Origin of the sequence: Alcanivorax sediminis (assembly GCF_009601165.1) — a bacterium.
Taxonomy (GTDB): Bacteria; Pseudomonadota; Gammaproteobacteria; order Pseudomonadales; family Alcanivoracaceae; genus Alcanivorax; species Alcanivorax sediminis.
Window position 1 is genome coordinate 1814385 of the sequence record NZ_WIRE01000001.1, and the last position, 19649, is coordinate 1834033.

Genomic DNA, 19649 nt, shown 5'->3' on the forward strand with positions numbered 1-19649 from the left:
CTTCCTTTGTCAGAGTCGCGGTGGGAGCTTGCCTGCAAGCGATTTGCCTTCGATTGAGCCCTCATCGCTTTCTGGCAAACTCCCGCGGCGGGCAATAATCCGGTCTCTTTTGCGGCAAAACCTGCGGGTGGGCCCATCTGCGCCGTTGACCTTTGGGTCACTCTGACGGAGATGCCCATGTGGCATTTTCGCTCTACGGTTTCATCATTGGCGTCAGGCGTCAGGCGTCAGGCCTTTTTATTTGCCTTTGCCTTATAGGCGGCCTTTCTTGCCTTCTTCCTTTCTTCTTTTTCCTGCGCCTTGCTGGCTCGGATTTCAGCGACCCTCACGTGTTCCTTTTCCGCCATGGCCGGGGTTTCCAGAGTGATCTGGCCCAGCTTGCCACTGCGATACTCGTTAATCAGCAGGGTGGCCGTGCGGTCGAAATCCACATGCCCGCCACGGCCGAGACAGCCGCGCAGCTGGCCGATGGTTTCCAGAAACGGCACGCCTTCAGCGGGTAGCGCATCAAGCTTGAAGCGCTCCTTCATCAGTTCCGGGTAGGCCTCCATCAGAAACTCCGCGGCATAAAGGGCCACGTCGTCATCCTGCATGGCGGTGGCCTTGATGGCCCCGGAAAGGGCCAGGCGATAGCCGCTGGCCGGGTTTTCGATCTTGGGCCAGAGGATGCCGGGGGTGTCGATCAGCACCAGCCCTTCACCAAGTTCGATGCGCTGTTGGCGCTGTGTCACCGCAGGCTCATTCCCTGCCTTGGCCACTTGGCGACCGGCCAGGGTATTAATCAGGGTGGACTTGCCCACATTCGGAATGCCCGTGATCAGGGCCGTGATGGTAGTGGCGCGATCAATCTTCTTGTTGACCATCTGCCGGCAGGTATCGGCCAGTTTGCGGGTCGGCTCGGGGTTCTGGGTAGTGATGGCCATGGCGCGGACGCTGGGGTCCTGTTGCAGATGATCCAGCCATTGCTGGGTCACCGCCGGATCGGCAAGATCGGATTTGCTTAGCAGTTTCAGGCAGGGCTTGTCGGCTCGGAAGTTCTCGATCACCGGGTTGGCACTGCTGTAGGGCAGGCGGGCGTCCACCACCTCAATAATCAGGTCCACCTTCGGGAGGATGTCGTGGATCTCTCGGGTGGCCTTGTTCATGTGGCCGGGGAACCAGTTGATGCTCATTGGGCTGCCTGTCTCTGGAAAAGCAAAGTTGCGGGATTATAGCGGGTCTGTAGATGTCCTGCTGAGCGATTGAAGGGCGTAGCCCGTAACGAAATGGCATATGACGGTTTTCTCCAGAGGGGTGATACGTCTCGTCATAAGCGTCTCAAAGGCCATCGTATACACTGTATATCATTGATTCTGATAACAGCGGAGTACGGTATGGATCTGCGTGTGCCGGAGCAGGAGAAAGCATTTCGGGAAGAGGTGCGGACCTTTCTTGAGGAAAGCCTGACTCCCGAGATTCGGGAAGCGGGCAAGATGGTGACCTCGGTGTTTGCGCCGGTGAAGGAAGCCATGGCCTGGCAGAAAATCCTCAATCAAAAGGGTTGGGCCGCTCCTCACTGGCCGAAAGAATACGGCGGCACCGGCTGGAGCGTGACCCAGCGCGCTATCTTTGCTGAAGAGCTGGTGCGCGCAGAGACGCCGCCGCTGGTGCCCATGGGCCTGCACATGTGTGGCCCTTGCCTGATCGGCTGTGGCACCGAAGAACAGCAGAACGAATACCTGCCCAAGATTCTTAACGGCGAACACTTCTGGTGTCAGGGTTATTCGGAACCCGGCTCCGGTTCTGATCTCGCCTCCTTGAAGACCTTTGCCGAGAAAGACGGTGATGACTACATCATCAACGGCACCAAGATCTGGACCACCTACGCCCATTACGCCAACAAGATGTTTGCACTGGTGCGGACCAACAAGGATGGCAAGCCACAGCAGGGCATTACTTTCCTGCTGCTGGATATGGATCTGCCGGGTATCACCATCGAGCCGATTGTGGGGTTGGATGAAGTCACTGAACAGTGCCAGGTGTTCTTCGATAACGTACGCGTTCCCCAGGCGAACCGTGTGGGTGCGGAGAACGATGGCTGGACCGTGGCCAAGTATCTGCTCACCTTCGAGCGTGGCGGCCAGGAATACGCGCCGGGCCTGAACGTGCAGTTGGAAAAGATCCGTCTGATGGCGGAAAAGCAGCAGACGGTACAGGGGCCGATGAGCCAGGATCCGCTGTGGCAACACAAGTTCGCCTCAGTCTCCGCTGATGTTCTGGCACTGGAATTCACCGAGATGCGCATAAAGTCTGCGCTGTCAGCGGGCAAGGATCCGGGTGCGCTGTCTTCCATGACCAAGATTCTGGGCACCGAGCTGCTGCAGAAAGTCACCGAGCTGCGTATCGACACCCTCGGCGCCCAGGCCGCTATCTGGCAGCCGCAGGCGCTGGTGCCCGGCGCCGAACAGCCGGTGATTGGCCCCGAGTATGCACTTACCGCCATGCCCCATTACCTGAACTCACGAGCCTGCTCCATCTACGGCGGCTCAAACGAAGTCCAGCGCGGCATTATTGCCAAAGCCGTGCTGGGTTTGTAAGCGTCCGCCAACCAGGAGAAGTCTGATGAATTTTCAGTTGAGTGAAGAACAGCAAATGCTGGCGGACAGCGCCAAGCGTTTTGTCCGTGATAACCACGACGTAGAGAAACACCGCCAGAACAAGAAGCTGATGCCGCTGGACGAAGCCACCTGGGCGCAGTTCGCTGAGCTGGGCTGGTTGGCCGTGCCCTTTGCCGAAGAGCATGGTGGTTTGGGCATGGGCCCACTGGAGACCATGGTATTGCTGCAGGAACTGGGTGAAGGCCTGATCATGGCACCATACATTGCCACCGTGGTACTGGGTGGGGGGTTCCTGCGTCATGCCTCTGAAGCGCAACAGGCAGAAACCATCCCTTCCCTGCTGGAAGGCGGCCTGCAGCTGGCTTTTGCCGCAGAAGAATACGAGCGTGTCTTTACCCTGGAAAACACCGCCATGAAGGGCGACGTGCAGGGTGGTGACGTGGTACTGAATGGAACCAAGGCCTGCGTGCTGAACGGTGACCACGCGGATCAGTTGATCGTGCTGGCCCGTACGGCTGGTCAGCCCGGCGACAAGGACGGCCTGAGCCTGTTCCTGGTGGATGCCAATGCTGAAGGCATTGAGCGCATTCCCCATCGCACCGTAGATGGTCGTCAGGGGGCCGAGATTCGCTTCAGCAATGTGACGGTCGCTGAGGCGGCGCGCATCGGTGAGTTGGACCAGGGTTATGACATCGCCCGCGCTGTGCTGCTGGAGGGTCTGCTGGCCCTGTCTGCCGAGTGCGCGGGCAGCCTGGCAGTGCTGCTCAGGGACACCGTGGAATACAGCAAGACCCGCAAGCAGTTTGGCCTGCCCATCGGCAAGTTCCAGGCGCTGCAGTTCCGCATGGCGGACATGTTCATCGCCATGGAGCAAACCCGGTCGCTGCTGATGGCCGCAACCATGAAGCTGGCGGAAGGCCATGACGATGCTGCCAAGGCAGTGCATGCAATGAAGGCACAGCTGGGGCGTGCCGGGCGCAAAATCGGGCAGGAAGCGATCCAGATTCACGGTGGCATGGGCATGACCGATGAGTTGAATGTGGGCCATTTTGTGAAGCGTCTCACCGCGGTGGATGGCCTGTTCGGTAACGCTGATGTGCACCTGATGGAGATGGCCCGTTCTGCATGAGGTTTGATTCAGAGGGAAAAACAAAAGCGGTCCTTGCAGGCCGCTTTTTCAATTATCGCCAATGATGATGGCGGCACGGTTTACGGCCACAGGCTTCATGAGTTATAAAATTTTCTAAAATGATGAGACTCCGGAGTCTAAATGTCACAGGCAGCCACTGTCACCCAGAGCTTTTTCCAGAATCTGAAGGTGCCGGAGGGGGACAAAACCTACCAGAAATTGCTGGATTCCGGTTTGGAGCTGTTTACGGAATTTGGCCTGCGCCGCACCACCATGGAAGACGTGGCTACCAAAGCGGGAGTGGGGCGGGCAACGGCGTATCGACGATTCTCTGACAAGGATCAGCTTATTCAGGTAGTGATTCTGAGAGAGTGCCAGCGTGAATTATCCAAGATTGAAGACGACTTGCGCAGCATCGAGGGAGGGCTGGAAAGAGTGCTTGAATCGTTTGTGCTGGCGGTGACGCGAGCCTACGGACACCCTCTTTTACGGCGCCTGATGACATCTGAACCTGAAACTATTTTGCCCATGCTGACCCAACGCTTGTGGCAGATGATGAGCTTCTTCCGTATCTACCTGGCCAGCCTGCTGGACAGGGTAAAGAAGGAGGGAGACATCCGTGACCAGTCCAGTGAAATGTTGGCCGAGCTGATGCTGCGCCTTGTGCAATCCATGGTGCTGTCCCCGGATGGCGTTATGAATCCTGCGGATGAAGCCAGCGTTCGCAAGGTGGCGGAGCTTTACCTGCGTCCCTTGCTCTCCAGGTAACCCCGACGTCCCACGTCATTCTGTGCCGCGTGTTCGCGGCAGATACACATTTCAGAAAAATGTATGGGTGGCTTGTTATGCTTATCGATGAGACGTATTTTGTTCTTCGTCTCAATCTGATGCGCAGGAAACAACCATGGCAAAGGCCGCCGAGCAATCCAGTCGTCCCGTTCTGACTCCCCTTGGCCCGGACTCCTACACCTGGCATGACTTTGGTTCCTGGCGGTTCAATCTCATGCTGCCTCAGGCCTTCGTGCTGCAGGTATCCCATCCCATCATTGATGCCGGTGTAGGCGAGCACTCGGTCTACAAAACCGATCCTTGGGGGCGCGCCAGGCGCTCCACCCAATTGCTCTGGCCGATTGTCTATGCGCGCCCACAAAAGGCCATTGATATGGGCGTCAAACTGTACGACCTGCACCGCTCGATCAAGGGCGTGGACAAGCAAGGCAACACGTATTTTGCGCTTAACCCTGAAGCCTATAGCTGGGTACATATCACAGGGTATGACGCCACCATCCGCATGCACGAGCTGATGGGCCGCTCGCCCACGGCCGAGCAGCGCGCCGCCATGTTCAAGGAATGGCGTCAGCTTGGCATGCTGATGGGGATCCGCGACCAGGACTTGCCCGCCAACGAAAGCGAATACTGGGAATATTTTCACGGCATGATCAAAGATAAGCTCGAGATGACAGATGTGGCTAAAGACCTTCTCGCACCCAGCCACTATCTTGAGATACCGAAGCCCCCGGTTGATTGGCTGCCGGAGTTTGCCTGGAAGATGATCCGGGCGGTGATGGGGCGTTTTATGCGCTTTATTCTGAAGGCCACGTTGCCAGATCAGTATCGTGAGAAGTTTGCTATTCCGTGGACCCGTAATGATCAGCGCTTGTTCAAGGCATGGTGCCGTTTTTATCGGGTTATGCATGCCCTGACACCCAAAACGCTTCGACTGATTCCGCTGGCCCGAAAAGCATTCAAGGACGCTCGCCAACACCCTGAAGCCTATAACCTCAATAAAACGCTGAAAGGTGCGCACTATGAACTCGGTTAATCGTCCCTGGCTTTCGACCTACGAATCGCTGGGAAAGGACTGGCACACTCTGCCGGAGTTGCCTGAGAAGACCCTGTCTGACTACGTGCGCGATTACGCGACACAATTCCCGGACCGTGAAGCACTGGTTTTCCTGGGGCAGGCTCTCACGTACAAACAACTGGATGCCCTGGCGGACCGCATGGCTGCGCTGTTCGCCAGCCAGGGAGCGAGAGAAGGCGATGTGCTTGGCATGCAGTTGCCCAACACACCGCAATACGTGATTGGTTTCATTGCGGCGGCCCGTCTGGGTATGGTGACCACCAGCATTTCCCCACTGATGACCCCGCCGGAAATCACTCATCAGGCCAACGACGCCAGGATCAAGATCCTGATGACCCTGATGCCGTTTTGGCAGACCTCTGTCCAGCCGGTACTGGGCAAGGTCCCCTCCCTGGGTACGGTGATCGTTTCCGGTCCGATGGATATCCTGACTGGCGAGGGCGACGCGCTGGATACAACCGTTGAGGGCGTGACGGGCATTTCTCTGCATGACCACCTGCCGGAAGCTGCAGAGCCAGTTAATACCCGCGTCGACATGGGTAAGGTGCTATACCTGCAGTACACCGGTGGTACGACGGGCCTGCCGAAGGGCGCCAGGCTGACGTCACGCAACCTGTTCATGAACAACCTGCAAGCCAATGTCTTTTATGGCTACCGTACGGGTGAAGAAACAGTCGCCTCAGCCTTCCCCTTGTTTCACATCGGTGGCGCGGCGGTGCTGTTCAATGCCCTGCGTACCGCATCCACTTTTCTGCTGATTCCGGATCCCCGTGATATCGATCACTTCGTCAGTGAAATGAATAGTCGTACGCCTACAGTGCTGGCAGCAGTGCCGGCCTTGTACCAGATGCTGTGTGCCAACGACACGTTCAAAAGCCTGGATTTCTCCGGTTTGCGTATGGCCATTTCCGGGGCGGCGCCGTTCGGCAAGGAAGAGGTTAAGAAACTGGAAAGCATAGTGGGCGCAGGCAAGTTCTGTGAAGTCTATGGCATGACTGAAACCAGCCCGGTCATCACCCTCAACCCTGCCTCGCATTTCAAGGAAGCCCATGTGGGTATTCCTCTGCCGGGTACCGATGTCCGCATCGTCGATGCTGAAGACGGTGAAACCCTGATGCCGCTGGGCGAGCCTGGAGAGATTATTGCTGCGGGTCCCCAGGTCATGCAGGGGTATCTGGAGATGCCAGAGGCCACTCAGAAATCCCTGCGTGAAGTGGATGGCAAGATCTGGATGTACACCGGTGATGTGGGCGTCATGGATGAAGATGGCTTTATTCGTGTTTGTGATCGCAGCAAGGACATGCTGATCGTGGGGGGGTACAAGGTGTTCTCTGTTGAAGTGGAGAGCAAGGTCCAGAGCCTCCCCTGGGTAGCCATGTGTGCGGTTGTGGGACGCCCGGACACCCAGCGTCCCGGTAATGATGTGGTACAGCTTTATGTGCAGCTGATGCCGGGTAGTGATCGCAGCGAATCGGATCTGAAAGTCGAGCTGGAAAGTTTCTGTCGGGAAAACATGTCGCCTTACAAGGTGCCGAGGGAAGTGTTTTTTATCGACGCAATCCCGTTGACCTCGGTTGGCAAGATGGACAAGAAGGCATTACGACAGTCGGCATAACGCTGGTCTTCCATTTGAATAATAAAGAGAGAGCTCATGAAAGATGTTCTGCTGCGTCATGCCAAAGCCGTTTTGCTTGTAATGATGGTTGCCTTACAAGGCTGCTCGTCCCTTAAGGAATCACACTATGTGCCCAAATCCCCAGAGGGGATGAGTGAGTGGCGGGTTGAAGGGAAGCTGGCGCTTTTTACCGACGGAAAAAAAAGCAAAAGTTACTTCTACTATCAGCAGATCGGTGAGAGCTATGAGCTTGCTGTGTTAATGGATGAGCCTGTGGGTGAACCCAAGGTGATTATCCGCGGTAATGTGTTTGAGCCTGGCAGCGAAACGCTGGACGTGATCGGTGGTGCCGAGGCGATGTCTGTGGCGAAGCACATCAAATCAAGCATCAGCACCAGTAACCTCTCTTACTGGTTAAGGGGGTTGCCGGCAACGGCAAAGGCGGTCATCTATCAGGATGACACCTATGAAATCGACCGGATGGAAGAGGCCGGTTGGGATATCGACTACCGCGAATATATGTCTCTGCAGGGGGGGTATCGACTTCCCTCCGAGATTAAATTTGATAGCAAAGACACGTCATTGAGGCTGGATCTGGTCCGTGGTGAAACCGGCTATCTGACGCACCCTTGTGATCAGGGTGTCAGCGAAGAGATGGTCGTGGCTGGTTCAGACCCGCAGCCATCCAGTGACGTGGTGGCCCAGCTGGTTCCCCGTGATGGCAGGGCGCCACTGCCGCGCTGGATCAACGAGGTGGATTTCTGCCGCCAACTGGCAAAGATTCACAATGGCAAGATGCCGAACCCCCGAGAGGGACTGTTCGGTCCGGATTCCATGATGTGGAAACTGGATGGGTTGGGTGCCCCTCCAGCGTTTGGGGCCGGTCGAGCCTTGTTGTTGCAGGTTGCTCACCCTTGGGTAACGGCTGGCATTGATCAGCACTCTGATGTTCGCACAGATCCTCTGGGACGTGCCCGCCGTACCTTCTATCATATTTCCAGCATGGTCTTTGGCAGTATTCCCCAGGCCATGGCCTCTGCCAATCAGGTGCGTGATATCCACGAAGAAATCGACGGAAAGATGACCGAACAGGCGGGGGCCTTCGATCATGGTTCCGAGTACCGGGCCAATGAAATCAGTGCCATGATCTGGGTGCATGCCACCCTGTGGGAAACCATCGTGCACATGTATGAGAAACTGGAGCACGAACTGACGCCCGAAGAAAAAAATCAGTTCTATGAAGAAACCAAGTTGTTCGCCATGCTGTTCGGTATTCCGGAGAGCGCCCTCCCGGCGGACTGGAATGAATTCATGGCCTACAACGAAGCCATGTGGAATAGCCCCCAGCTGACGGTAACGCCCAATGCCTTGCAGCTGAAGAAAGATCTGTTCGATCCCCGGTCTATCTGGATGATCGCGCCACTCTGGGGGCAGGAAATCATCACCTCTGCCGAGTTGCCCCCTCGCATCCGGGATCAGTATGAAATGAAATACGGCTGGTGGCAGAAGTTCAACTACGGCTGGATTCGCGCTGCCACCTGGACGGCTCAGGTACTGGTGCCCAAGTCTCTGGAATATCATCCGATTTACAAGGAGGCAGAAGCCCGTTTGGAAGGTGAGCGCCTGGGCGGTTACAACCAGTGGCTGATCGAAGCCTTCTTTGACAAGGAACGGATCGTCAACTGATGAGAGGGTGCGGCTGTTTCAACACGATCAGATTGTTGTTGGTGACGTTGTGCCTGCCGGGCATCGTAAGGGCTTACGATGTCACTGAGTATCTTGAACCGAACGCTTTTCTGGCCAAGGTTTATGGTGATCATGTCCCGGATATCTCGTTGCTCCCCATTCGCGGCAAGCTCCGTGATCAGATAGAAGCCGCACTGGGGCATCGATACAACGGTATGCGATTACGCTACTGGCAGCAGGACGGCACCACCGCCTGGATCATTGATGAAAAGAGCAAGGACCAGCCAATGACCATCGGCATTGGTGTGAAGCCGGACGCTGAGATAGCCGTACTTGAACTGCTCGTCTACCGAGAGCCCCGGGGTGGTGAAGTCCATCAGGCGGGTTTTCGTGAGCAATATCTCGGCGTGACTCTTACCGATTCCTTGCAGCTTTCGCGAGAAGTGGATGGCATCACCGGAGCCACCCTTTCCGTGGATGCCATGAACCGTGTGGCAGCCGTGGCGCTATTGCTGCATCAAGCGGTGACTGAGTCGGCTACCCCATCGCCCTGATCCATCGCCATTAATCAAAGTCGTGACGCCAGCCCGGAAGCACGCCGGGTGGGTTTATTGACGGCGCTATCCCAGACACCGGAATTCCCGGATTCCAGCAGCGTGAAGGTTTCTCGCGCCCGGGTGACAGCAGTGTAAATCAGTTCACGGGTGAGCAGCGGGTGGGGAGCGTCCGGCAGCACCAGCAGGGTATGCCGGAACTCGGAGCCCTGGGATTTATGCACCGTCATGGCATACACCGTTTCCACGCCATCCAGCCGGGAGGGCAGCACCCACTTGATGCGCCCATCCGGCAGCTGGAAGGCCACCCGCAACACGCGTTGGCCATGCTCGTTTTCAGTACCGGGCAAGGTCAGCCCCACATCGCCGTTCATCAGACCCAGCTGGTAATCGTTACGGGTCATCATCACCGGTCGGCCGGCATACCATTCCCGTTCCGGTGCCAGATCCTGCTGCTGCAGGTAGTGCGTCATGCGCTGGTTGAGTTGCTCCACCCCGAATGGGCCACTGCGCAGCCCGCTGAGCAGCTGTTGGTGGGTCAGTTGTTTTAGCAGGCCTGCAGCCCAGCGATCCAGTTCGTGTGAATCATGTGGCGGCGTCTGAACAGCAGTAAACACGCTACGCAGACCATCATGTCCGGCGCTGCCTTCCACCAGTAGCCTTTCCAGTTGCTGGGTATCGCTGGTCAGCTGGCGGCGGTAAAGACTGTCAGCATAGTGTTTGAAGGCGTTACGGATGTCTGCCAGATTGGCTTCATTGATGGCGGTGGCAAGAGCGCCGATGCCCGGGCTGTCCTTGGAGCGCCAGTTGGTACGCAGCATGGCAGTACACTGCGCCAGCGCTGTGCCGGGCCCTTTTACCGCTTCGCTGAAATGGCCGATATCTGCACCGCAGCTTTGTGCCACGAACTCCAGCGTGCTGTCTTGATAATGTCCACCCGCGGCATGACGACAAAGGTCGCCCATCACTGCACCGGCTTCTACGCTGGCCAGTTGGTCCTTGTCACCAAGCAGAATCAATCGCGCATGGGCTGGCAGCGCACTGAGAAGGCTCGCCATCATGTCCATGTCGATCATGCTGGCCTCGTCCACGACCACCAGATCTGCGTGCAGCGGGTTGTGGGCATGGTGACGGAAATGGCGTGAATCCGGTCGGGTACCCAGCAACCGGTGAAGTGTGGTGACCTCGGTGGGAATACTGTCCCGTACCGAGTCTGGCACGGGCAGGGCGGCTACCTGATCGCCGATGGATTCGGTCAGTCGCGCAGCAGCTTTGCCGGTGGGGGCAGCGAGCCGAATACGAAGACGTTTGTTGTCCTCCATGGCCAGACTTTGCAGCAGACCAAGCAGCTTCACCACGGTGGTGGTTTTGCCGGTACCGGGGCCGCCGGTAATGATGCCGATGCCACTGCGGCTGGCCAGCGCGCAAGCCACCTGCTGCCAGTTAGTCCCATCGCCGCTATCCGGGAAGAGGGCCTGAAGCGGGCCATAAAGCTGCTGCGCAGACAATCCGGAGGGCGTGGCCAGCCGGGTGGCAATGGCCTTCGCCACGATCAATTCCTGGGACCAGTTGCGCTTCAGATAGAGGCGCTGGTTATCCAGCACCAGCGGGGTGCTGCCGTCCTGACTGACCAGGGGGCTCTGCTCAAGCTCCTCAAGCCAGGCTTTTGCTGTGCCTGGCAGCAAAGCCTGAACATTCTCGGGTGTGCTGGTGCCCCACAGCTGTTGCTCAAGGTCCGGGTTGGCAAGATCAATGCATAAATGGCCACTGGCCTGCTGGTTGCTGGCCAGGGCGGCCAACATCAGCACCGTATGGCTGGCATCACCGCACTGCTGTTGCAGGAAGCGCGCAATGGCCACATCCAGATCCCGGAGTTGTCCGTTGTCGCGCAGTTGCTTGAGGGCATCCTCCCAGTGGAGGGCAGTGAACATGTCAGATTGCATGGCAAGCCCTCCGGGAGTATGAGCTGCAAGCTACAAGCTTCAAGCTGCAAGGCGCGAAACAGGCTATCGGGCTGTGATAAGGCGTGCCCGCGTTCGTGTTTCTTTGAATCGCGGATAAAATGGTTGGCGGGCTGCTACAGACTTTCCCGTGTTGTAGCTTGAAGCTTGTAGCTTGAAGCTCGCTTCTCATTCCTCACCTCCGAACATCGCATCCAGGCTTTCAATCAACGCCGTATCCGGCCGGTCGAATACCGTGCCCGCCGCCGGGCCCTGCATGCCGCGCAGGAAGACATAAACGGCGCCGCCAAGATGAAGCTCCGGGTCATAGTGTTCACCCAGACGGTTCTTGAGCAGACGGTGCAGCGCCAGCAGGTACAACACGTATTGCACCTCGTAGCGTTTGTCGAGGATTGCCCGGGTCATGGCATCGGCGGTGTAGGCGCTATCGTCCACACCCAGCCAGTTGGATTTGTAATCGAGTACGTAGTATTTGCCTTCGTGTTCGAACACCAGATCGATAAACCCCTTGAGCATGCCGTTCAGCGTATCCGCTTCCAGGCGGGGGCGAGGCAGTGTCGGGTGGATATGCTGGCGGATCTGCTGATCCAACTCCGCTACGCTGACTTGATGCGCCGGCAGCATGAATTCCATCTCGGGCACATACTGTTGCATCTGATGCAGCGATACCTGTCCTTGTGCCAGTGGCAGGCCGGTCCTCAATGTGGATTTCCACCACTGACGAATAACGGCACTGAAATCCTGCCAGCCACGGGCCTGAAGTTTTTCATCCAGAGCTATTTCGAAATCTTCAGGGGCTTCCAGTGTGGCAACAAAGTTCTGGTTGGCGGCCTGTTCCAGAAAATCATGCAGCAGGGTGCCGGGGGCTGCGCCGCGCGGGAAAGCATGGATGGTGCCTGGCAAGGGCTGCTGCTCTGGTGTGGTGTCCTGATCCGGCTGTTCGGCCAGCTGGTCGCTGCGTGGATCGGCAGGGGCCAGGGTTTCCTGCACCTGCTTGAGCGCGCTGTAACTGGCAATCCACCAGGGCTGACGTGAGTGCTTTGGCGGCAGCTGCGCAGGCAGCAGTGTCAGTGTCTGTTCCGCAGGCAGATAATGCTCGTCATTGCTTTCCGGCGGCGCGGTCACCGTCACCGCATCGCTGGAGATGGCTAACAGTGCTCGGGTGAGTTTTTCGTTCTCCACTCCTTCGCCAAACAGCAGGCGACCCACCGCGCTTCTTTCCAGCTGGTTTACTTTGCCGTTGCCTTTCACGTAGGGCGCGATGCCCAGGGTGCAGGTGTGGCAGGCCCGCGTCAGCGCCACATAGAGCAGGCGCATGTCTTCAGCCAGTCGCTCTTCATCAGCCTTGCGTTCGTCATCTGCATCGGGCTCCAGAGAGACATGCAGGCGATCATCATCATGAAAACGCAGGGGCGGTTTGCTCTTGTCCGCGGGCCGGAAGCTGCAGATAAACGGCAAATACACCAGCGGGTATTCCAGTCCCTTGGACTTGTGAATCGTGATGACCTTGACCCGGTCGTCGTCACTCTCCAGCCGCAGGATGCTTTCCTTGCTGCTGTTGTTCTGCTGTTCCACGGTTTCATCAAGATAGCGGATCAGGGCTTGTTCGCCGTCCAATTGGGTGGCCACTTGCTGGAGCAGTTCGGCAAGATGCAGCAGATTGGTCAGGGCCCGTTCGCCATCCAGGCTCTGGCTCAGCCGTACCGGGACATGAAAATCCATCAGCAGATTGCGCAACATGGGCAGCACGCCCTGTTGTTGCCATTGCTGACGATAGGCATGGAACTGTTCCACCATGTGCTCCCAGCGCACTTCATCCTGATTGATGGCATCGAGCTCCACGTAAGCCATGTCCAGAGAGGCGCAAGCCAGGGCCGTTCTCACCCGGCTATCGGATTCCGGGTGAGCACAAGCCTGCAGAATCAGCAGCAGGTCGGCGGCTTCCGGCTGGGCAAAGACCGAATCCTGATCGGACAGATAGACGCTGCGCACAGAGCGTGCCATCAGCGCATCACGAATAGCCCTGGCCTCGGTACGGTCGCGCACCAGGATGGCGATGTCATTGGGGTGAAGGGGGCGGAACTGGTCGCCTTTGCGGAATCCGGTTTCGCCTTTTTCTGCGCCATTGAGCAGGTGGGTGATTTCAGTGGCGCAGCGTTCTGCCATCTGCGCACGGTACTGGCCTGCGCTCACCGCCTTGTCGCGATCTTCCACCCACAGGGTGATGCCCGCCTTTTTCTTCCCGTCGATTTCAAGCGCTTCCTTACGGCCCTGCGACGCTACCTTCTTGAAGGGGAAGGGATTCCCGGTTTGCTGCATGCGGAACACATCACCAAAGGTCTCGTCGCTGTAAGTAAAGAGCTCATTCACCGCAGTGACCATGGCATGCGCAGAACGGAAATTTTTGCCGAGGGTATGGTGGTTGCCCTCCGTGGCCTTGCGCGCTTTCAGATAAGTGAAAACGTCAGCTCCGCGGAACGCGTAGATCGCCTGCTTGGGGTCGCCGATCATGAACCAGCCGGTGTCGGGCTGATTCTCATAGAGCGCGGAAAAAATGCCGTACTGGACCGGGTCGGTATCCTGAAATTCATCAATCAGGGCAACAGGAAACTGTTCGCGGATCACCGCGGCCAGCCGCTCGCCATTGGCGCCTCCCAGCGCATCGCGCAGGCGGGTCAGCATGTCATCAAAGCCGAGAGTGGCGGTTTGTCGCCGGACCTGATCCACACGGCGGTCAATCCAGGCGGCCACATGGGCGAGCAGGTCGGTGCGCGGCAGGCGGGTGTTTGCCCGGCCGGCCATGACGCGGTCCAGCGTCTTGCAGAAGTCGAAGTTTGGGCGGTGCTCCTGGCCACTCTTGGTCAGTTTCAGGCCGTCTTCTGAAAACTTGAACAGGGTGTCGTAATCCTTCTCGCGCAGCCCTTCACCGTTGGCATAACGTTTCAGCACCTTGAGCATGGCTGGCACACTCTTGGCGCGATAGCTGTTGCCATTGAGCCACTTGTTGTCCTGGGCGCCGCGAACCCAATACACAAAGTCGGGAAGGGCATCGGCCAGTTGCTGGCGGGCCAGTCGGTCCAGTTCTGCCTGCGGATCGGTTTCAGTCAGCCACTTTTGTACGCTGTCCGGCAAGGCGTCCGGGTCTGCCTCTTTCAGGCCCAGTAGCGGACGCGCTTCCTTGAGCAGGGTGTCGGGATTGCCCAGCCCCTCGCTCTGTAACTGGTTGGCAGCGCTCACCGGGAACCGGGAAATAATGTTGCGCCAGTAATCGCGGGCTGCCTGCAATTGTTCCTCGCTGGCATCTTCCTGCAGCTCCAGACTGAACAGGCTGCCTGAGTCGAAGGCATGCTGCTTGAGCATGCGATTACAGAACCCGTGGATGGTGTAGATGGCGGCTTCGTCCATCCACTGGGCTGCCGCATCCAGACGCTGGGCGCTTTGTTGGCGTAGCTCGGGCTCGGCGTAATCCGCAAGCAGTTGTGCCAGAACCGGGTCGTCGGCGGTGGCGTCAGGATCGGCAAAGGTACGGGCTGCATCAGCGAGACGATCGCGAATCCGCTCGCGCAGCTCTTCCGTGGCCGCTTCGGTGAAGGTCACGACCAGAATTTCCGGCGGCAACAACGGGCGCTGAAAAGCGCGTTCCTCGCCGTGGCCGAGCACCAGTCGCAGATACAGGGCGGCCAGGGTAAAGGTCTTGCCGGTGCCCGCGCTGGCCTCAATCAACTGAGTGCCATGCAGGGGAAACGTAATCGGCAGCAACGGTTCCTGCACCTCGCTCTGCTCGCTCATACGGCACCCCCCAGCTCGGCCCAGTGGCTATTCAGGTAGAGGGGCTCATAGAGTTGCTCTGTCCAGTGTTCGAACAAAGGTTGTCCGTCTGCTTCTTGTTTCCACAACGTTTCGAAATCCGGCCATGCCCGTGCCAGCGAGGGATCATCCACTTCGCCGTGGTTGAAGTCCGTGCTGGTGTATTTTCGCTCTGCGGTTTGCCGACGTTTCTCGTCATTGTCCTCACTGAGCCAGGCGAAGGCCGTGGCACAAGCCACGGGCAGCGGATGACACAGCGCTTCCTGCCAGGCGTACCCAATCTGATCCAGCAAGCCCTGGGCTGCCGCCTGGCTGACCTGCTGCAGGGTGAAGCGTCCATCCTGACCCTGAACATGCGTCGTCAGCGGGTAGCCTGCGGCGCAGGCCGCCAGGTGGATGACCCAGTCCCGGGTCAGTTTCTCGTAACGCTTTTCCAGCTTGCCGGTTTGCAGCACCAGTCGTTGCGGGTTGCCTTTCGCGCCCCGCAAGTCGGTGAGCCAGTCTTCCAGATGAAGCGGTCCGGCAGAGAGGCGGATTTCCTGTTGGGGTTGCAGTTCTCCACTCTGCGCCAGCAGAGTGAAAAAATCCTCCAACGGTTCGGCCAGTGGCACCAGCAGGCTGTCACGGCTGCTTTGCGTAAACGGGTGCAAGGGCAGATCACCACTGGCGGCCAGTCTGTCGAGGGTGGCGTGCATGGCGCCTTGAGCCTGCTCCGGGCCCGCGTGCAGGGCGTCCCTGATCAGCTGGTCCTGAAGGTGGAAGCGCTGCAGGCCATCAAAGGCGAAGGGTTCGCTGTCGTCGAGCACCTGAGCATCCTGCTTGAGGCGCGCCTTCAGGCGCTGCTCAAAAAAATGCGCTACAGGTTGTTTGAGAAACCTGCCCAGTGCAGTGCAGTTGACCGGTTCCTGGTTCTCCAGCGGAGGCAGCGGCTGATCATTGTTGACCATCGGCGCCTGCCCATCGTGCAGCACGCGCCACTCATTGGCATAGGTGCGCAGGGCATCGTTGGCGGCATCAAAATACCGGGCGCTGAAGGGCTGCAGCGGATGCGCCTGGGTGAGAGCATCCACAGGGGCTCCGTCGTTGCTTTGCCAGCGCTGATTGATGTGATCCCGCAACTGCGCCACCAGTACTGAGGGTGGCCGTTCACTGTTATCGCGCACGTTACGACCGGTCCAGCTGATATAGAGGCTGTCACGGGCACTGAGCAGGGCTTCCAGGAACAGATAGCGGTCGTCATCCCGGCGGGAACGATCACCGGGCCGGTAGTTGCCCCACTGGCGCATCAGGTCAAAGTCCATGGGTTGTTGGGGGCGCGGATAGTCGCCGTCTTTCATGCCCAGCAGGCACACATGCCGGAACGGGATGGCACGCATGGGCATCAAGGTACAGAAGTTGATACGACCCGCCATGAATCGCTGGGACAGGCTCTCCGAATTCAGGGCATCCAGCAGGGGGCGACGGGCCACCGTCAGCGGCAGTGTATGGTTGAAGTCTGCTTCCGAGCAGGCTGCGAGCCAGTCATTCAGGGCATCACGCAATCCCGCATCCAGTCCCTGATCGTCCTGTTCTTCAGGTTTGAACAGGTCGTCCAGCAACGTACTGAAGCGTTGCTGCCACTCGCTTGGGGTTGCGACACTGCGGAAGGCTTGCCAGTGATGCTCCAGGCTATCCAGAAGACAAGACAGACGACCGGCCAGCTCGGCACCGAGTCCGGCCACCTCATCCAGTGGCTGGATGTTGTTCCAGGCCGGGCCATCCCCCATCAGGTAGCCGGCCAGCATGCGCTTGAGGCCAAAGCCCCAGCTGTTCTGTTCAAAGCCAGGCACATCGAGTGTGTGGCGCTGGGTGCTGTGAAGTCCCCAGCGGATGCGGGCCTGATCAATCCAGCTGGCCAGCTGGGGCAAGTCGGTTTCTTCAATGCCATAGCGCTGGCGCACCGCGGGTACATCCAGCAGGTCCAGAATGTCACCGGCGGTGAAGCGCCACTGCGGCAGATGCAGTAGTGATTCTATCGCCTGGGCCATGGGTGACGCGGCACCGGCGCTGCGGTCGCTGAGCGTATAGGGAAGGTAACGGGGATCGTCCCGTTGCAGCCGTCCGAACACCGCATCGATATAAGGGGCATAGGCTTCGATGTCCGGCACCATGACAATTACATCCCGGGGCTGCAGGGAAGGATCATCAGCAAAACGCTGTAGAAGGGCGTCCTGCAGGATTTCCACTTCCCGCTGGGCACTGTGACCGATAGCAAAATGCAGGGAGCGGTCTGCCTGAAGTACGGGGCGCTGATCGGGCGAAGGCTGTGGTTCCAGGTCGAGAATATCCTGTTGCAGCTGCTTCAACAGCGTGGTCGGCTCAATCGTTTCAAACAGGTCAATCTGATTCTGGAAGGCACTGCGGTAATGGTCCGGGTCATCATGATCGTAGAGCAGACCAATAAAGTCCCGGCCCTGTTTGCCCCATGCGGCCAGCAAAGGGTTAACCCGGTTTTCCGGCAACAAATCCCGATGACGCTTGCGATCCTCCAATTGCCGCTTGAGCAGATGGCGATCTTCAACAATGTCTGCCCAGTAATGCTGACAGGGGTTCTGCACCAGCATCAGGATCTGGCAATGCTGGCTCAGTGCGGCCAGGGCTTCCAGAGACTGCTGGGGCAGGGCGCTGATGCCAAAGATGATCAGTCGACGTGGCAGCCCGGCCGGCACCTCTCCGTTCTTCAGGGTATTGATAAAGTCGTCATGAATGGCGCTGCGGCTCAGTGCTCGTTTGTCACTGTCCATATCGGCGAGCAGTGCGCGCCACAGGTGGGCTTGCCAGAGCTGGCTGGCAGGGAAGTCATCAAAGGCCGTGCGGTCTTCGGCCTTGCGCAGCTGGTCATGGCCCGCCTGCCAATCGGTCAGCCAGTCGGCGCGGTACACTTGATAGGCATCGTAGAGGTCGGCCAGTCGCTCGGCCAGCTGATGGCGCTTGCGGCCATCCTGATCATCGGCCAGAAAGTGGCGCAATGGGCCGAAGTGCTCTTTATCCAGCAGAGAGGGAAGCAAACGATAGAGTCGCCACAGCAAACGGGACTTGTCGAACGGTGAGGTGCGCGGCACTTTGTGCTCGCCGAGGACCGTGCGATAGGCACTCCACAGAAAACGGGCGGGCATCTGGAAACGGAAGCCGGCACTGATACCCAGCGCGTCAGCGAGTTGCAGTTTCAGCCATTGCGCCATGCCATTGGATTGCACCAGAAAGGTTTCGGTTTCCAGAGGTGAAAGAGGCTGGCGTTGCAGCCAGTCAGCCACCAGCTTCGTGAGCGTTTCCAGACGGTTGCTGTGCAGCACCATCAGCCCGTTTTGCATGGGTCATCCTTGGCATGGAATTGGGTTTAAACGAAAGGATCTAGCCTAAGCGAGAAGGGCTCTGGACGCCACCGCAAGGGGCGCTTCCTGACGCAATTGTGGTCAGGCTAAACGCCCGGTGAGACAGTTTTTGTCGTGCTGCTTCGTTGCAAGAGGCGGGTGATCAGTGGTCGGTGGCGATAAGCCACGCCAGCCCGACGCTGGCAGTGTTTATCGCCTATCGAAACTGGCTCCCAATGACTCGCAGCTCACTCACTACCGCTACATCACACTCAGCCACCAGGGCTCCCGTTGCGTTTGCTGCGTGGGTGTCTTGATAGTCTCTGCGGCAGGTTCGTCCTGAAGGCGTGCTTCGTTGGCTTGCAATCCAAAGGTGGGTATCAATGAGGCCACCAGCAACAAGGCCATGGTGCGATTGAACAGGGCCAATCGTGAGCCTTCGTTTAGCCATTGCTTGAGCAGGGCACCAAACAGGCTCCAACTACTGATCAGTGGCAGGCCAATCAACAGAAAGGCGCCGGCCACTATTGCCACGCTGATGCTGAAGTCCGTGGGATCTGTGAAGGTGGCCACACCGGTGAGGATCATCATCCAGGCTTTTGGGTTAACCCATTGAAACAGGGCAGCCTGGAAAAAAGTGAAGGGTTTCGCTTGTGCGTTGTTGCTCTGAATGCCGTCGCTGCGCAGCAGCTGCCAGGACAAGTAGAGCAAATACGCAGCCCCTCCGGCCCGAAGCACATTGATGGCTTGGGGGAACTGGCTCAGCAATTGGCCCAGCCCCAGGGCCACACAGACCAGAATGACCTGACAGCCAATAGCAATCCCGAAAATATGCGGCAGGGAGCGCCGAAACCCTGCGTTGGCACCAGAGGCCATCAGCATCAGGTTGTTGGGGCCTGGGGTGGCGGTCATGACGGTGACGAATCCGATCAAGGCCAGGAACTGTTCCGTGCTCATGCTGCGTTTCCTGTGATGGCGGGAGAGAACATCAAGAGTAGGTGGACAGGGTGAGGCAATACAGATATAAAAAAACGAAATTGATGCAGCACAGATGAGCGTTTTTGGAATCTGTACTGCTGTTCTTTT

At 58.1% G+C, this 19649-nt stretch carries 12 protein-coding genes; 7 read left to right on the forward strand and 5 right to left on the reverse strand.

Features of this window, described 5'->3' with window-relative positions; genetic code table 11:
* Positions 1-227 precede the first annotated feature (227 nt).
* Positions 228-1172 carry a ribosome biogenesis GTPase YlqF gene (ylqF, locus tag GFN93_RS08290; RefSeq protein ID WP_153500470.1) on the reverse strand — a complete coding sequence of 315 codons (945 nt, stop codon included), beginning with the start codon at positions 1170-1172 and terminating at the stop codon, positions 228-230.
* A 201-nt stretch (positions 1173-1373) separates the two neighbouring features.
* Here ylqF and GFN93_RS08295 point away from each other — a divergent pair, with 201 nt between their 5' ends.
* The 7 genes from GFN93_RS08295 to GFN93_RS08325 all read left to right on the forward strand — a co-directional run bounded on the left by GFN93_RS08295 (position 1374) and on the right by GFN93_RS08325 (position 9445).
* The gene (locus GFN93_RS08295; RefSeq protein WP_153500472.1) at positions 1374-2576 is read left to right on the forward strand and encodes an acyl-CoA dehydrogenase family protein; all 1203 of its coding nucleotides are present in this window, start codon (positions 1374-1376) and stop codon (positions 2574-2576) included.
* Positions 2577-2601: 25 nt separating this feature from the next.
* A complete protein-coding gene (locus GFN93_RS08300) occupies positions 2602-3726 on the forward strand; it encodes an acyl-CoA dehydrogenase family protein (RefSeq protein ID WP_153500474.1) in 1125 nt (374 codons plus the stop codon).
* 141 nt (positions 3727-3867) lie between these two features.
* Positions 3868-4494 carry a TetR/AcrR family transcriptional regulator gene (locus GFN93_RS08305; RefSeq protein ID WP_153500476.1) on the forward strand — a complete coding sequence of 209 codons (627 nt, stop codon included), beginning with the start codon at positions 3868-3870 and terminating at the stop codon, positions 4492-4494.
* 136 nt (positions 4495-4630) lie between these two features.
* The gene (locus GFN93_RS08310) at positions 4631-5548 is read left to right on the forward strand and encodes an oxygenase MpaB family protein (RefSeq protein WP_153500478.1); all 918 of its coding nucleotides are present in this window, start codon (positions 4631-4633) and stop codon (positions 5546-5548) included.
* Positions 5535-7205 carry a class I adenylate-forming enzyme family protein gene (locus GFN93_RS08315; RefSeq protein ID WP_194285772.1) on the forward strand — a complete coding sequence of 557 codons (1671 nt, stop codon included), beginning with the start codon at positions 5535-5537 and terminating at the stop codon, positions 7203-7205. The genes GFN93_RS08310 and GFN93_RS08315 overlap by 14 nt, the downstream gene beginning before the upstream one ends.
* Before the next feature lie 36 nt (positions 7206-7241).
* Positions 7242-8891 carry a lipoprotein insertase outer membrane protein LolB gene (locus GFN93_RS08320; protein WP_153500480.1) on the forward strand — a complete coding sequence of 550 codons (1650 nt, stop codon included), beginning with the start codon at positions 7242-7244 and terminating at the stop codon, positions 8889-8891.
* Between the two features lie 41 nt (positions 8892-8932).
* Positions 8933-9445: an FMN-binding protein gene (locus GFN93_RS08325; protein ID WP_194285773.1), complete on the forward strand. Its 513-nt coding sequence runs from the start codon at positions 8933-8935 to the stop codon at positions 9443-9445.
* 14 nt (positions 9446-9459) lie between these two features.
* Here GFN93_RS08325 and recD read toward each other — a convergent pair whose 3' ends face one another.
* The 4 genes from recD to GFN93_RS08345 all read right to left on the reverse strand — a co-directional run bounded on the left by recD (position 9460) and on the right by GFN93_RS08345 (position 19520).
* Positions 9460-11388, reverse strand: a complete 1929-nt coding sequence (gene recD, locus GFN93_RS08330) for an exodeoxyribonuclease V subunit alpha (protein ID WP_153500484.1) — start codon at positions 11386-11388, stop codon at positions 9460-9462.
* A gap of 186 nt (positions 11389-11574) precedes the next feature.
* Positions 11575-15195: an exodeoxyribonuclease V subunit beta gene (gene recB, locus GFN93_RS08335; protein ID WP_153500486.1), complete on the reverse strand. Its 3621-nt coding sequence runs from the start codon at positions 15193-15195 to the stop codon at positions 11575-11577.
* A complete protein-coding gene (recC, locus tag GFN93_RS08340) occupies positions 15192-18563 on the reverse strand; it encodes an exodeoxyribonuclease V subunit gamma (RefSeq protein WP_153500488.1) in 3372 nt (1123 codons plus the stop codon). Before recC ends, recB begins: the two co-directional genes overlap by 4 nt.
* A gap of 261 nt (positions 18564-18824) precedes the next feature.
* Positions 18825-19520 carry a LysE family translocator gene (locus GFN93_RS08345; protein ID WP_153500490.1) on the reverse strand — a complete coding sequence of 232 codons (696 nt, stop codon included), beginning with the start codon at positions 19518-19520 and terminating at the stop codon, positions 18825-18827.
* Between the last annotated feature and the right edge of the window lie 129 nt (positions 19521-19649).